This window comes from Bradyrhizobium barranii subsp. apii (assembly GCF_011516635.5).
Classification (GTDB): domain Bacteria; phylum Pseudomonadota; class Alphaproteobacteria; order Rhizobiales; family Xanthobacteraceae; genus Bradyrhizobium; species Bradyrhizobium barranii.
In genome coordinates, this window is the sequence record NZ_CP096255.1 from 4,000,185 (window position 1) to 4,013,032 (window position 12,848).

12 protein-coding genes and 1 pseudogene are annotated in these 12,848 nt (G+C 64.6%); 8 read left to right on the plus strand and 5 right to left on the minus strand.

Annotated elements, in window-relative coordinates; all coding sequences use genetic code 11:
• Window positions 1-10: 10 nt before the first annotated feature.
• From HAP41_RS18920 to HAP41_RS18940, 5 genes and pseudogenes are all read left to right on the plus strand, one after another.
• Window positions 11-1,813 (plus strand): annotated as a pseudogene (locus HAP41_RS18920) (adenine deaminase C-terminal domain-containing protein).
• 152 nt (window positions 1,814-1,965) lie between these two features.
• Window positions 1,966-3,756 carry a glyoxylate carboligase gene (gcl, locus tag HAP41_RS18925; RefSeq protein WP_166098259.1) on the plus strand — a complete coding sequence of 597 codons (1,791 nt, stop codon included), beginning with the start codon at window positions 1,966-1,968 and terminating at the stop codon, window positions 3,754-3,756.
• Window positions 3,757-3,767: 11 nt separating this feature from the next.
• The gene (gene hyi, locus HAP41_RS18930) at window positions 3,768-4,553 is read left to right on the plus strand and encodes a hydroxypyruvate isomerase (protein WP_085400639.1); all 786 of its coding nucleotides are present in this window, start codon (window positions 3,768-3,770) and stop codon (window positions 4,551-4,553) included.
• A 12-nt stretch (window positions 4,554-4,565) separates the two neighbouring features.
• Window positions 4,566-5,453, plus strand: coding sequence for a 2-hydroxy-3-oxopropionate reductase (locus HAP41_RS18935; RefSeq protein WP_166098256.1), 888 nt, complete (start codon window positions 4,566-4,568; stop codon window positions 5,451-5,453).
• Between the two features lie 112 nt (window positions 5,454-5,565).
• Window positions 5,566-5,949 carry a DUF1236 domain-containing protein gene (locus HAP41_RS18940; RefSeq protein WP_014496647.1) on the plus strand — a complete coding sequence of 128 codons (384 nt, stop codon included), beginning with the start codon at window positions 5,566-5,568 and terminating at the stop codon, window positions 5,947-5,949.
• 60 nt (window positions 5,950-6,009) lie between these two features.
• Here the strand turns inward: HAP41_RS18940 and HAP41_RS18945 are convergent, their stop codons facing one another.
• From HAP41_RS18945 to HAP41_RS18955, 3 genes are all read right to left on the minus strand, one after another.
• A complete protein-coding gene (locus HAP41_RS18945) occupies window positions 6,010-6,372 on the minus strand; it encodes a VanZ family protein (RefSeq protein ID WP_166098252.1) in 363 nt (120 codons plus the stop codon).
• Window positions 6,373-6,449: 77 nt separating this feature from the next.
• On the minus strand, window positions 6,450-7,058 hold the full coding sequence (locus HAP41_RS18950) for a thiamine pyrophosphate-dependent enzyme (RefSeq protein WP_166098247.1): 609 nt from the start codon (window positions 7,056-7,058) through the stop codon (window positions 6,450-6,452).
• 11 nt (window positions 7,059-7,069) lie between these two features.
• Window positions 7,070-7,636, minus strand: coding sequence for a thiamine pyrophosphate-binding protein (locus HAP41_RS18955; protein ID WP_014496644.1), 567 nt, complete (start codon window positions 7,634-7,636; stop codon window positions 7,070-7,072).
• A 244-nt stretch (window positions 7,637-7,880) separates the two neighbouring features.
• Here HAP41_RS18955 and HAP41_RS18960 point away from each other — a divergent pair, with 244 nt between their 5' ends.
• From HAP41_RS18960 to HAP41_RS18970, 3 genes are all read left to right on the plus strand, one after another.
• Window positions 7,881-8,930, plus strand: coding sequence for a hydroxyacid dehydrogenase (locus HAP41_RS18960; RefSeq protein WP_166098243.1), 1,050 nt, complete (start codon window positions 7,881-7,883; stop codon window positions 8,928-8,930).
• Between the two features lie 116 nt (window positions 8,931-9,046).
• Window positions 9,047-9,496, plus strand: coding sequence for a flagellar basal body rod protein FlgC (locus HAP41_RS18965; RefSeq protein ID WP_166105918.1), 450 nt, complete (start codon window positions 9,047-9,049; stop codon window positions 9,494-9,496).
• A 140-nt stretch (window positions 9,497-9,636) separates the two neighbouring features.
• Window positions 9,637-9,849, plus strand: a complete 213-nt coding sequence (locus tag HAP41_RS18970) for a hypothetical protein (protein WP_028150282.1) — start codon at window positions 9,637-9,639, stop codon at window positions 9,847-9,849.
• Between the two features lie 3 nt (window positions 9,850-9,852).
• Here the strand turns inward: HAP41_RS18970 and HAP41_RS18975 are convergent, their stop codons facing one another.
• On the minus strand, window positions 9,853-10,431 hold the full coding sequence (locus HAP41_RS18975) for a GNAT family N-acetyltransferase (RefSeq protein ID WP_166098240.1): 579 nt from the start codon (window positions 10,429-10,431) through the stop codon (window positions 9,853-9,855).
• 6 nt (window positions 10,432-10,437) lie between these two features.
• Window positions 10,438-12,795 carry an Orn/Lys/Arg family decarboxylase gene (locus tag HAP41_RS18980; RefSeq protein WP_166098235.1) on the minus strand — a complete coding sequence of 786 codons (2,358 nt, stop codon included), beginning with the start codon at window positions 12,793-12,795 and terminating at the stop codon, window positions 10,438-10,440.
• Window positions 12,796-12,848 lie beyond the last annotated feature (53 nt).

Here is a 12,848-nt window from a genome sequence, read left to right on the forward strand (position 1 = left end):
GAGGGTCCCGATGACCAGACTTACCCGCTTCGCCGTCGCACCGCTGCATTCGATGACCCGGCGTCTGGCCGATGTCGCCTCCGCGCGCGTCGCACCGGATCTCGTGGTCACGGGGGCCCGGGTGCTTTCGACTTATTCGGAGCGCATCCATCCCGGTCGGGAGGTCTGGATCACCGGTGGCCGCGTCGCAGCGGTGAAACCGGCCGGGGCGGCAAAGAAGGTCTGGGGCGGGGTGCCGCTTTACGACGCCGCCGGCGGCATCATCGCGCCGGGGCTGGTCGATCCGCACATCCACATCGAATCCTCGATGGTGACGGCCTGCGCCTATGCCGAGGCTGCGCTCCTCAACGGCACCACCACGATCTTCTGCGACAGCCACGAGATCGGCAACGTCATGGATGTCGCCGGTGTCGAGGCGATGCTGGAGGACGCGCGCGAGGCGCCGCTCTCGATCTTTTTGACGGTGCCGAGCACGGTGCCGGCCACGTCGGCGGAACTGGAGACCGCGGGCGGCGACCTCACGCCGGACAAGATCGCGGGCCTGTTCGACCGCTGGCCCGAAGCGGTCGCCCTCGGCGAGAAGATGGATTTTGTGCCTGTCACGATGGGCGACGAGCGCAGTCATGCCATCCTTGCCGCTGCCTTGAAGCGGGGACGGCCAGTGTCAGGCCATGTCTATGGCCGTGAATTCGTCGCGGCCTATGCGGCGAGCGGCGTCACCGACACCCATGAGGCGATCGATCGCGACATCGCCGACGATCTGCTCGACGCCGGCGTCTGGGTGTTCCTGCGCGGCGGTCCGCCGACCACGCCCTGGCATTCGCTGCCGCAGGCGATCCGCACCATCACCGAACTTGGGGCGTCGCACAAACGTACGGCGGTGTGCACCGACGACCGTGATGCCGACGATCTTCTGCTGTTCGGTCTCGACTGGGTGGTGCGCGAGGCCGTAAAGGCCGGCATGTCGCCCGAACAGGCCTGGTCGATGGGCTCGCTGCATGGCGCCACACGCTTCGGCATGGAGGGCGATATCGGCGGGCTCGGCGGCGGCCGCCGCGCCGATCTCGTGCTGATGGACGATCAGCTCAGGCCGCAATGCACCTGGTATGGCGGCGAGCTGGTGGTCGAGCACGGCAAGATTACGCCGCGGCTCGATCAGGCGCTGTCGCAACGCTATTAATATCCGAAGGCGGCCTATGCGACGGTGAAGCTCCCGCAGAAGGTCAAGCTGACGCCGGAGCTGCCGGCCAAGGCCTGCACCGTCAACGCCATCAAAACCGCGCTGCCGGGCATTACCCTGATCCATGAGAAGGTCGCGATCGAGCCGGCCAAGGATTGGCCGTCGCTGTTTGAGCGCTACGGCCTGTGCTTCGTCACGGTGGTCGAGCGCCACGGCAAGTCGGCCGGCAATGTTGCCTACGGCCTGCTGAAGGATTTCGGCCTGAAGCGCGGGGCGGTCGCCTCCAGCGTTGGGCACGACAGCCATAACATCATCGTCGCCGGCACCAACGAGGGCGACATGCAGGCGGCGATCTCGGTCATCAAGGCGGAGCAGGGCGGCGTTTGTGTCGTCGCCGACGGCAAGGTGAGGGCGCTGGTTCCGCTGCCGATCGCAGGCCTGCTCTCCGACAAACGGGTCACCGAGGTCGCCGAAGCGGTCAAGGTACTGAAGAAGGAATGGGCCGAAGCCGGCTGCACCATCCCTTACATGGGCTTCAATTTGATTCCGCTATCGGTCATTCCGGAAATTCGCATCACCGACAAGGGCCTCGTGCTGGTGCCGCAGATGGAGCTCGCGCCGCTGTTCGAGTGAGCGGCTTTCACGCCGATGTCGATCTAACCGTTTGAGACCGCCACGGTTTTTCCGCGGCTGCCGCATCGTGGAAAATAAAATCGATCTCGTTGAGATCGCATCTTGCACGCCCGATGATCGCGCTCGCTGACGCAACTCAAGCGAGGTCCGATATGGCGAAGATGCGAGCCGTCGATGCTGCCGTGCGAATTCTGGAAAAGGAAGGCATCTCGACTGCCTTCGGCGTTCCCGGGGCCGCGATCAATCCGCTGTACTCGGCGCTGAAGAAGCGCGGGTCGATCCGCCACATTCTCGCGCGCCATGTCGAGGGCGCCTCGCATATGGCCGAGGGCTATACGCGGGCGAAGGCCGGCAATATCGGCGTCTGCATCGGCACGTCGGGGCCGGCCGGCACCGACATGATCACCGGGCTCTATTCGGCGATCGCCGATTCCATTCCGATCCTCTGCATCACCGGCCAGGCGCCGCGCGCACGGCTCTACAAGGAGGACTTCCAGGCCGTCGACATCGAGTCGATCGCAAAGCCCGTGACCAAATGGGCTGTGACCGTGCGCGAGCCGGCGCTGGTGCCGCGTGTGTTCAGCCAGGCCTTTCACATCATGCGCTCCGGCCGGCCGGGTCCGGTGCTGATCGACATGCCGCTCGACGTGCAACTCGCCGAGATCGAGTTCGACGACGAGACCTATGAGCCGCTGTCGGTCTACAAGCCCACCGCGACGCGCAAGCAGGTCGAGAAGGCGCTGGAGATGCTCAATGCCGCCGAGCGGCCGCTGATCGTCGCCGGTGGCGGCATCATCAACGCCGACGCCTCGGACCTGCTGGTGGAATTCGCCGAGATCACCAACGTGCCGGTCGTGCCGACGCTGATGGCGTGGGGTGCGATCCCCGACGACCACGTGCTGATGGCCGGCATGGTCGGCCTTCAGACCAGCCACCGCTATGGCAATGCGACGATGCTGGAATCCGACTTCGTGCTCGGCATCGGCAACCGCTGGGCCAACCGTCACACCGGCTCGGTCGAGACCTACACCAAGGGCCGCACCTTCGTGCATGTCGACATCGAGCCGACCCAGATCGGGCGCGTGTTCAATCCGGATCTCGGCATCGTCTCGGACGCCAAGGCCGCGCTCGAGCTCTTCGTCACCGTCGCCAGGGAGTGGCGCCGGTCAGGCAGGTTGCGCGAGCGCCAGGCGTGGCCCGCGGCCTGCCGCGATCGCAAGAAGACGATGCTGCGCAAGAGCCATTTCGACAACGTCCCGATCAAGCCGCAGCGGGTCTATGAGGAGATGAACAAGGCCTTCGGCCGCGACACCACCTATGTCACCGTGATCGGCTTGTCGCAGATCGCCGGCGCGCAGTTCTTGGGCGTCTACAAGCCGCGCAACTGGATCAATGCCGGGCAAGCCGGCCCGCTCGGCTGGACGCTGCCTGCTGCGCTCGGAGTGCGTGCGGCATGCCCGGATCGCGAGATCGTCGCGCTATCAGGCGATTACGACTTCCAGTTCCTGATCGAGGAGCTCGCGGTCGGCGCGCAGTTCAATCTGCCCTACATCCACGTCGTCGTGAACAATTCCTATCTCGGCCTGATCCGCCAGGCCCAGCGCGGCTTCGACATGGATTACCACGTCCAGCTCTCCTTCGAGAACGTCAACGCACCGGAGCTCGGTGGCTACGGCGTCGACCATGTCGCGGTCGCCGAAGGCCTGGGCTGCAAGGCGATCCGCGTCACCGATCCCAAGGATACGCAGGCGGCGTTTGCGACCGCCCGTGAATTGATGGCGAAGCACCGCGTGCCCGTCGTGGTCGAGTTCATTCTCGAACGCGTCACCAACATCGCGATGGGCACGGAGATCGACAACATCGTCGAGTTCGAGGAGGTGCTGGACCTGCCGCTGGACGAGGTCGAGGCCAAGCGGCCCGGCGTGCTGCAGCCGGCGGAATAGGGGAGAGCATCATGCCGAAATTTGCCGCCAACCTCACCATGCTCTTCAACGAGATGCCGTTCATCGACCGTTTCGCCGCGGCGAAAGCGGCGGGCTTCTCCGGGGTCGAGTATCTCTTCCCGTATGATTTCGACAAGGCGTTGCTGCGCGAGCAGCTCGAGGCTCACGGGCTGACGCAGGTGCTGCACAATCTTCCGGCGGGCAACTGGGCAGCGGGTGAGCGTGGCATCGCGATCCTGCCCGATCGCGTCAGTGAATTTCGCGACGGCGTGTTCCGGGCCATCGACTACGCCAAGGCGCTCGATTGCGAGCAGCTCAATTGCCTCGTCGGCATCGCGCCTGCCGATGCCGACCCGCGCGAGCTCAACGAAACGCTGGTTGGCAACCTTCGCTTTGCTGCCTCGACGCTGGCGCGCGAGAACATCAAGCTCCTGGTCGAGCCGATCAACACGCTCGACATTCCCGGCTTCTACCTCAACGGCACCGAGCAGGCGGTGCAGCTGATCTCCGAGGTGCGGTCGAACAATCTGTTCATCCAGTACGACATCTACCACATGCAGATCATGGAGGGCGATCTCGCCCGGACCATGCAGGAATATCTTCCCCAGATCGCCCATATCCAGCTCGCCGACAATCCCGGTCGCCACGAGCCCGGCACCGGCGAGATCAACTACCCCTTCCTGTTCCGCCACCTCGACGCGATCGGCTATCGCGGCTGGATCGGCTGCGAATACAAGCCGCGCACCACGACGCTGGAAGGCCTGTCCTGGCACGCCGCGCAGACATTTGAGACCTGAGGAAACGTAGACATGATCGATATCGGCTTCATCGGACTTGGCACCATGGGACGGCCGATGGCCGGCCACCTTCTGGCCGCAGGCCATCGCGTGCTCCTGCATGACGTCGCGCCGGTCGCGCCTGAGCTGATTTCCGCGGGCGGCATCGCCTGCAAGTCAGCCAAGGAGGTCGCGGAGGAGGCGGATGCGGTCATCATCATGGTGCCTGACACCCCGCATGTGGAGGCGGTGCTGTTCGGCAAGGACGGCGTCGCGAGCGGCATCTCCAAGGGCAAGATCGTCGTCGACATGAGCTCGATCTCGCCGCTGGCGACCAAGGAGTTTGCGAAGAAGATCGAGGCGCAGGGGGCGGACTATCTCGACGCGCCGGTGTCGGGCGGCGAGGTCGGGGCCAAGGCCGCGACCCTCACCATCATGGTCGGCGGCCCGGAGCGGGCCTTTGGCACGATGAAGCCGATCTTCGACAAGATGGGCAAGAACGTCACGCATGTCGGCGCCAATGGCGATGGCCAGACGACGAAGGTCGCCAACCAGATCATCGTCGCGCTGACGATCGAGGCGGTGAGCGAAGCGCTGCTGTTCGCATCCAAGGCGGGGGCCAATCCGGCTCTCGTACGCAAGGCGCTGATGGGCGGTTTTGCATCGTCGCGGATACTCGAAGTGCATGGCGAGCGCATGGTGAAGCGCAATTTCGAGCCGGGTTTCCGCATCGAGCTGCACCAGAAGGACCTCAACCTCGCGCTCGAAGGTGCGCGCGCGCTCGGCCTGTCGCTGCCGAGCACAGCATTGGCGCAGCAATTGTTCTCGTCCTGCGCCGCGCATGGCGGCAAGGCCTGGGATCATTCCGCGATGGTGCGGGCACTGGAACTGATGGCGGGACACGAGATCGCCGCAGCGTAAGTGTTACGCAGTAACACTCTCCAGATTTGGCCTGTCTTTCGTCGTGCGGGAACCGGAACAATGGTCCGCCCCCGCGGTTGAAGGCGCAGAACAATCACTGGAGAGTGTGGACATGAAGACCCGTCTTGCGATTTCGCTGGCTGCCGTGTCGCTGCTGGCGTCGAGTGCAGCCTTTGCCCAGTCGACGACCGAACAGGGCGCCAGGGACGGCGCACGTGCGGGTGGCGACATCGGCGGACCGATCGGCGCGATGGTCGGCGGCACCGTCGGTGCGGCCGTCGGTGCGGGCCTCGAAATTCCGAATGCCGTGCTCGGCGGAATCCCGCGCGACGATTCCGTCGTGATCCACGAGCGCGTCGTCGTCGGCGAGCCGCTGCCCCCGACCGTGGTGCTGCGCCCCGTGCCGAACTACACCGAGTATCGCTACGCGGTCGTGAACGATCGCCGCGTAATCGTCGAACCGCGCACGCGCCGCGTCGTCAAGATCATCGACTGATCGGTCAGAGCGTGAAGGCTTTGAAGAGCCGGGCCTCGCGGAGCATCGCTCCGCGGGGCCCTAGTTCGTCACGGCCGAACTGGCGCGGAAGCGCGCCATGATCCAATCGGTGACGGCGGCGAGTGCAAAGCCGATGCAGGCGGTGCCGGCATCGACCAAAAAATCGTCCAGCCGTGCATGCCGTCCCGGTGCCCAGAACTGCATCAGCTCGAGCACGCCGATCAGGACCACCGCGAAGGCTGCGACGGCCCAGCGGCGATTCCGGTAGGCGAGGCCGAAGGCCAGTCCCACCAGGATGAAGGCGAGGGCGTGCTCGCCGTCCTGGCCGAGATCGGAATGGGGCCGCAGGCCGGGCGGGCCCAGGGTTGCGAAAGTGACGGCGGCCGCGAGCAGCCAGGCAAAAAAACGAATAAAAATGGGCATCCGGTGCCGATAGCACGGATTTGCAACGGCCTGTTACGGGGCAGGGATCAGATCGCCGTGTAGTTAATGACGAAACGTTAAAGTGGCTCGCGCACGCCGAGGCCGTGCATGAAGCGTTCCCGGATCTGAACGGGATCCCTGCGGGTAGTACCCACGCCCGGCTTGTCGTCGATGCGGACCGCGATCAGGCTCGGCTCGGAGGCGGACATGGCCTCGTCGACCAGCCGCTCGAAATCCTCCTCGTCCGCGGCCCAGACGCTGTTGGCAAGTCCCGAGCCTGTGGCTATGGCGACGATGTCGGCGACGCCAGCGGCCGGTGTCGGCTGCGCACCGGTGATCTGGTAGATGCCGTTGTCCATCACGATCATGATGAGGTTCTTCGGCTTCAACGCCGCAATCGTCGCGAGCGCGCCGAGTTGCATCAGCAGCGAGCCGTCGCCTTCGAGCGCGAAGACGCGGCGATCGGGCTGGGCCAGCGCGACGCCCAATGCAATCGGGAAAGCCAGCCCCATGCTGCCAAGCATGTAGAAATTCTGCGGGCGATGGCCGGCGGCCCAGAGATCGAAATTGGTGTTGCCGATGCCGCCGATCACCGCTTCCTCGTGCTTGAGCCTGGCGATCAGGCGCGAGGTGACATCGAAGCGGTTCATGACCTTGGTGTTGCGGTTGTCCAAATCTGTGCTCATTCTGGCCGGCCTCATTTGTCGAAAACCTTGCCGCCGGTGAGCAGCGGGTTGAGGATCAGCGCCACCGGCGCCTGCGTGGTGACGGCCTGCTTGATCGAGCGGTCGGCGATGAACTCGAGCTCGTCGAGCCGGGTGATGGTGTGGTGCTCCAGCGCGAGTGAGTCCAGCACCGGGCGCATGGTTCGGCAGACCAGCGATTGCCCGTAATTGAACTCGCCAAGCGTGCCGCGCTCGGAGACGAACATGATCAGCGGGATCTGGTAGGGCACCGCGAGCGAGGCCAGCACGTTGGCGAGCGTGGCGAAGCCGGAGGTCTGCATCAGCACCGCGCCGCGACGTCCGCCCATCCAGGCGCCGGAGACGATGCCGACGGCCTCTTCCTCGCGAGCGGTGGCAAAGGTGGTGAAGAAGGGGTCGGCGTGCAGGTTCTTGATCAGCGGCGTCAGCACGCGGTCGGGCACGTAAGGGATCAGGCTGATCTCGTTCCGCTTCAGGGTCTGCAGGACGATGCCGTGCCAGCTCCTGTCGCTGGCGCCTTGTGCCGCCTGGGGCGAGGTCTGCTGTTCCGCAAGCGCCATTACGTTCTCCCTTGAGCCGCGCATGCTTCTTGGTTCTGGCCGTCGCGGCGGTCTGCCGAACTTGACGCGGCGGGCGGGATTGTCAACATGTCCGGGCCAGCACCGTGATCTGCGCCAGACGGCCTGCCGTGGCCGGCACCGCCATGTCATAAGCGGCGATAATGCAAAAACGGGAGGAACGCATGGACGGAGCGCGGGGTGCGCTGGCCTTGCGGGTCTCCTTGAGAGAGCCGGAAGGGTCCTGATGTCCGTCAATAGCAAGCGCGTCTTCTACGTCAAATACCTGGCCAATCCGATCTATATCGACATCCTGAAGGCGCGGTCCGACGTCCGGCTCGATCGCATCGAGAACGAGAGCCCCGAAGATTTCTACGCCCCGATCCTGAACGCGGCGCATGTTTACCAGATCGGCGCCGCCCGCGACGAACTTGCCCCGCATTTCCATGTCGATGCCGCCTTCCTGAAGCGCACGCCAAATCTGTTGCTGGTCTCCAGCAATGGCGCGGGCTTCGACCCTGTCGACGTCGAGGCCTGCACCGATGCGGGCGTGCTGGTCGTCAACCAGTCCGGCGGCAATGCCCATTCCGTCGCCGAGCATGCGCTGGCGATGATGCTGACGCTGTCCAAGCGCATCATCCAGTCCGACCGCCGCCTGCGCCGCGAGCGCGACGTCAACCGCAACGAGCTCGTCGGCAACGAGGTCGAGCACAAGACCGTCGGCATCATCGGCCTCGGCAATGTCGGCCGCCGCATTGCCGCGCTGTGCAAGGGCCTGCTCGGCATGACGGTGCTGGCCTATGACCCGTATTTGTCGGCCGAGGTGATGGCCGAGCGGGGCGGGGAGAAGGTCGAGCTCGACGAGCTGCTGCGCCGCGCCGATTTCGTCTCGATCTCCTGCCCGCTGAACAAGGGCAGCCGCAACATGATCAGCACGCGCGAATTCGCGCTGATGCAGCCGCATGCGTACTTCATCACCACGGCGCGCGGCTTCATCCACGACGAGGACGCGCTGCTCCAGGCGTTGCGTGACAAGCGCATCGCCGGCGCCGGCCTCGACGTCTGGTCGAAGGAGCCGCCGCCGCCCGAGCATCCGCTGCTCCAGTTCGACAACGTGCTGGCGAGCCCGCACACCGCAGGCGTGACGATCGAGGCGCGCCAGAACATGGTCCGCATCGCCGCCGAGCAGGTGCTGGACACGCTCGACGGCAGACGCCCGCCGCGCATCATCAATCCCGAGGTCTGGCCGCGCTACGCCGAGCGCTTCAAGCAGGCGTTCGGCGTGACGCCGGGGTAGGGGCGTGCGAAGCCTGATCGCGCTCCGATCGTTGGTTACGCGGATGAAAACAGAAAGCGGCGGATTTTACTGATGGCGTGAATGAACGCGTATCACTTGTCCTGTAGTTGAAGTCCATGAGCATATTTTCGATTGCGACATCCGGACTTTCCGCGGCGAGTTTGCGTGTGAACGTGGCCGCGAGCAACATCGCCAATGTCCGCACGACCGGCCCGCTACCCGCCTCAAGCGGATCGAGCACATCGGCCGGTACGGGCAGCTCGAGCATTGGCCCGACATTTCCAGCGGCCTATGTGCCGTTGCGTGTCGATCAGGTCTCCCAATCGAGCGGCTCGACGCCAGGTGGTACTGTCGCGACCGTGTCGGCGGTTTCGCCGAGCTATACCGCACAATCCGACCCCAGCGCTGCCTTCGCAAACGAGGACGGCCTGGTCGCCGCGCCGAACGTCGATCTCGCCAGCGAGTTCGTTCAAATGGCGGCCGCCAAGTACAGCTTCATTGCCAATGCGAAGGTCATTCAAGCCTACGCCGAGACAGAACAGACCCTCCTCGATATCAAGACGTAATCGCTGACGGATTGTATCGACGCCTGCATTGGCGGCGGGAACCGTCACCGATCTTGATCCGCGTCAAAATCTCCTTTCCCGGTTCAGGCTAAATGGGATTAGAGTGCCGCCGGGGCACGCTGGCGCAGGCAGGAGGTCCCATGTCAACTTATGTCGTCAGGTTCATGAAGGACGTGCTCGGCCAGTACGGCCGGCAGATCGAGGTATGCCAGGGCACGCTCGAAATCGACGCCACCGACGAGGACGAAGCAAGGGAGCGGGCGAAGGCGAGGTTTTGCAAGGACCAGGCGCTGCATCACTGGTCGCTGCATGCCGACCGGATCCAGGTCAAGCCGGCTGACTTTCCCTCGTAAGGTTTAACGGCCCGGTGCCGGTAGCGTCGGCGGAGCGGTGACGCCCGCGCCGAGCGATCGCTGCACCATGACGGTGTCCGACCAGCGGCCGTGGCGATAGGCGACGCCGCAGAGCAGGCCGGCGCGCGCGAAGCCGAATGTTTCGTGCAGCGCCAGCGAGGGCGCGTTGTCGGCATCGATATAGCCGATCATCTGGCGGAAGCCAGCCGCCGCACACGCATCGATCATTCCCTGGAGCAGCAGCCGTCCGACGCCGCGACCGAGATGCTCGTGATGGACGTAGATCGAATGCTTGGCGGTGTAGCGGTAGGCCGGACGCTTGCGGAACAGCACCGCATAGGCATAGCCGACCACCTCGCCGCGATAGGTCGCGACCAGATGCGGCAGGCGGGTCTGCTTCAGGTTCTTGCGGCGGTCGCGCAGATCGTCCGGTTCGGGCGCGCCGGTTCCCTCGACATCGCGCGGCACGCCATTGCGGACGTGATGGCGGTAGATCGCCAGCATCGCCTCGACATCGCTCTCCCGTGAGGGGCGGACCTGAACCGGCTCGTCATCTGTACGCGCAATCGCTGTTTCGTTCATCGGCACCTACTCGGCAACGACGTAAGTATAGAGGCCGATGCGGCCCTGTGCATCGATCTCCTTGTAGACGCCCTGGATTTCCACATCGAACCCCGGGAACGTGTTGAAGCAGGTTTCGAACATTTTGAGATAATCCACCATGGGCTTGGCCCGCTCCGTCAGCCGCTCGCCAGGCACGATGGTGGCGATGCCAGGCGGGTAGACCACGAAGGGCGTGGTGGCGATGCGGCCCGCGATCGCCTCGATCGGCAAATAGTCGACGTCGTTCTTGAACAGATAGCGCGCGGCATCGCGGGGCGACATCGCGATCTCGGGCATGTGCTCGGGCATGAACTGACGGGACTGGAGGGCGCTGACATCGGCGGCGCGGAAGAAGCGGTGCATGTCGCCGCAGAGATCGCGCAGCCGCACGCCGGCATAGCGCGCCTGACGCCGCTGGTAGAATTCAGGGATGACGTCGGCCAGCAACGCGTTGTCGTCATGCAACCTTTTGAATGCGACAAGCCCGGAGATCAGCGTGCCGGCCTTGCTCGCCTCGACGCCGGGGGTCAGCAGGAAGAGCAGGGAGTTGAGGTCGTTCTTCTCAGGGACGATGCGGTCTTCGCGCAAATACTGCGCGACCACAGGCGCGGGAATGCCGTGCTCGGCATAGGCGCCGGTGGTGCGATCGAAGCCGGGCGTCAGCAGCGTCAGCTTGTTCGGGTCGGTCATGGCAAAGCCCTCCGCGAGATCGGGAAAGCCGTGCCAGTTGGTATCTGGCGAGAGCTGCCACAGCGCCGGATTGGTGGCGAGCTCGTCGGTGGAGAGGGTCTCCCAGGCGACGTTGTGCGCGGCGCCCGGGCGGCTGACGTCGGGAATCGCGACGCGATCGGGAACGAAGGGCTCGAAGAACCAGCGGCGATCCGGATTTTGCTCCTTCTCCTCGAACTCCCGGCGCATCGCGCGGATCTTCTTGCGCAGCTCGATGCCGAGCCGGATCGTGTCGTCCCAAAGGACCTCGCCCGAGCGGCCCTTCATCATCTGCGCGCCGACGTCAAGGGAGGCGAACAGCGGGTAGAACGGCGAGGTCGAGGCGTGCTGCATGAAGCTCTCGTTGAAGCGGCGGTGTTCGACGCGCCGCTTCTGGCCGCGGATATGGCGGTCCTTGATGTGGATCTGGGAGTCCTGCGAGAAGCTCGCGAGCTGCTTGTGGGTGGATTGCGTCGCGATGATGCCGGGCGCTTCGGGAGGAAGGTTCGCCAGCCCCATGGCAAAGCGGCCGGCATAGAGCGGGTGGAACTTCATGAAGCCGGCCCAGGCCTCGTCGAACAGGATGTATTCGCAGAGATGGCCGATGCGCTTCAGGATCATCTCGGCGCTGTGGATCGAGCCGTCATAGGTGCACTGCTCGACCACGGCAACGCGGAACGGCCGCTCCTTGCGCCAGGCGTCCTTGTCCGTCACCAGCGGATGGTTCCGGATCGCCTCGCGCAGGGCCTTTTCGTCGAGCATGTCCCAGCGCATCGGGCCGATCAGGCCCCAGGCGTTGCGGATGGTCGGGACGTAGACCGGGACGCCGCCATTGATCATCAGCGCGCCGTGATGGGCGGCCTTGTGGTTGTTGCGGTCGAACAGAACGAGGTCGCCGTCGGTGACGAGGGCGCCGAGCGCGACCTTGTTCGAGGTCGAGGTGCCGTTGAGCACGAAATAGGTCTTCTCCGCGCCGAAGATCTGCGCGGCTTCCTTCTGCGCCCTCAGCGCGGGACCCTCGTGGGTGAGGAGGTCGCCGAGGTCGAGCACGGAATTGTCGAGGTCGTCGCGGAACACGGATTCGCCGAGATGCTCGACGAAGACCCGGCCGATCGGACTGCGGTTGTAGAACACGCCGCCATTGTGACCCGGACAGGTCCAGAGCTGGTTGCCTTCCTCGGCATAATCGACCAGTGCGCCGAAGAACGGCGTCTTCAGCGTCTCGGCATATTGCTTGAGCCGGCTGATCAAATTCTTGGCGATGAAGGTCGGCGTCTCCTCGGACAGGAAGACATAGCCGTCGATGAAGTCGAGCACCTCGACCGGCAAATCCTCGAAGCGCTTGCGCCGGATCAGGAGGATGATTGGGAAGTCGAGGCCGCGGCGCCGCATCAGGTTGATCAGCGCCGAGGTCTTCCCCTCGAGGCCCTTCTTTCCCCAGTCCACCACCATGCAGCCGATCGCGGCGTCGGTCTGCACCGCGATCTCGGCGTCCTCCAACCTGCGGGCCCTCACGACCTCGAAGCCGGAGCGCTGGATCTCCTCGATAATCTGGTTGAAGCGGATGCCTTCCAGATCGTCGGCGTCGAACACAGGTGCGGCGAACAGGAAGTTGAAGCGCTTGAAATAATCCATGGTGTGTCCCGAATCTACAGAGACTGGCAGGTCTCTGCACTTTCGATGACAGT

Bases quoted from the DNA above. Each gene is read 5' to 3' on its own strand.
- HAP41_RS18945 (WP_166098252.1), bottom strand. From the start codon at position 6,372: ATGCCCATTTTTATTCGTTTTTTTGCCTGGCTGCTCGCGGCCGCCGTC.
- HAP41_RS18940 (WP_014496647.1), top strand. From the start codon at position 5,566: ATGAAGACCCGTCTTGCGATTTCGCTGGCTGCCGTGTCGCTGCTGGCG.
- HAP41_RS18980 (WP_166098235.1), bottom strand. From the start codon at position 12,795: ATGGATTATTTCAAGCGCTTCAACTTCCTGTTCGCCGCACCTGTGTTC.
- HAP41_RS18970 (WP_028150282.1), top strand. From the start codon at position 9,637: ATGTCAACTTATGTCGTCAGGTTCATGAAGGACGTGCTCGGCCAGTAC.
- HAP41_RS18950 (WP_166098247.1), bottom strand. From the start codon at position 7,058: ATGAGCACAGATTTGGACAACCGCAACACCAAGGTCATGAACCGCTTC.
- HAP41_RS18965 (WP_166105918.1), top strand. From the start codon at position 9,047: ATGAGCATATTTTCGATTGCGACATCCGGACTTTCCGCGGCGAGTTTG.
- HAP41_RS18960 (WP_166098243.1), top strand. From the start codon at position 7,881: ATGTCCGTCAATAGCAAGCGCGTCTTCTACGTCAAATACCTGGCCAAT.
- HAP41_RS18975 (WP_166098240.1), bottom strand. From the start codon at position 10,431: ATGAACGAAACAGCGATTGCGCGTACAGATGACGAGCCGGTTCAGGTC.
- HAP41_RS18935 (WP_166098256.1), top strand. From the start codon at position 4,566: ATGATCGATATCGGCTTCATCGGACTTGGCACCATGGGACGGCCGATG.
- HAP41_RS18955 (WP_014496644.1), bottom strand. From the start codon at position 7,636: ATGGCGCTTGCGGAACAGCAGACCTCGCCCCAGGCGGCACAAGGCGCC.
- gcl (WP_166098259.1), top strand. From the start codon at position 1,966: ATGGCGAAGATGCGAGCCGTCGATGCTGCCGTGCGAATTCTGGAAAAG.
- hyi (WP_085400639.1), top strand. From the start codon at position 3,768: ATGCCGAAATTTGCCGCCAACCTCACCATGCTCTTCAACGAGATGCCG.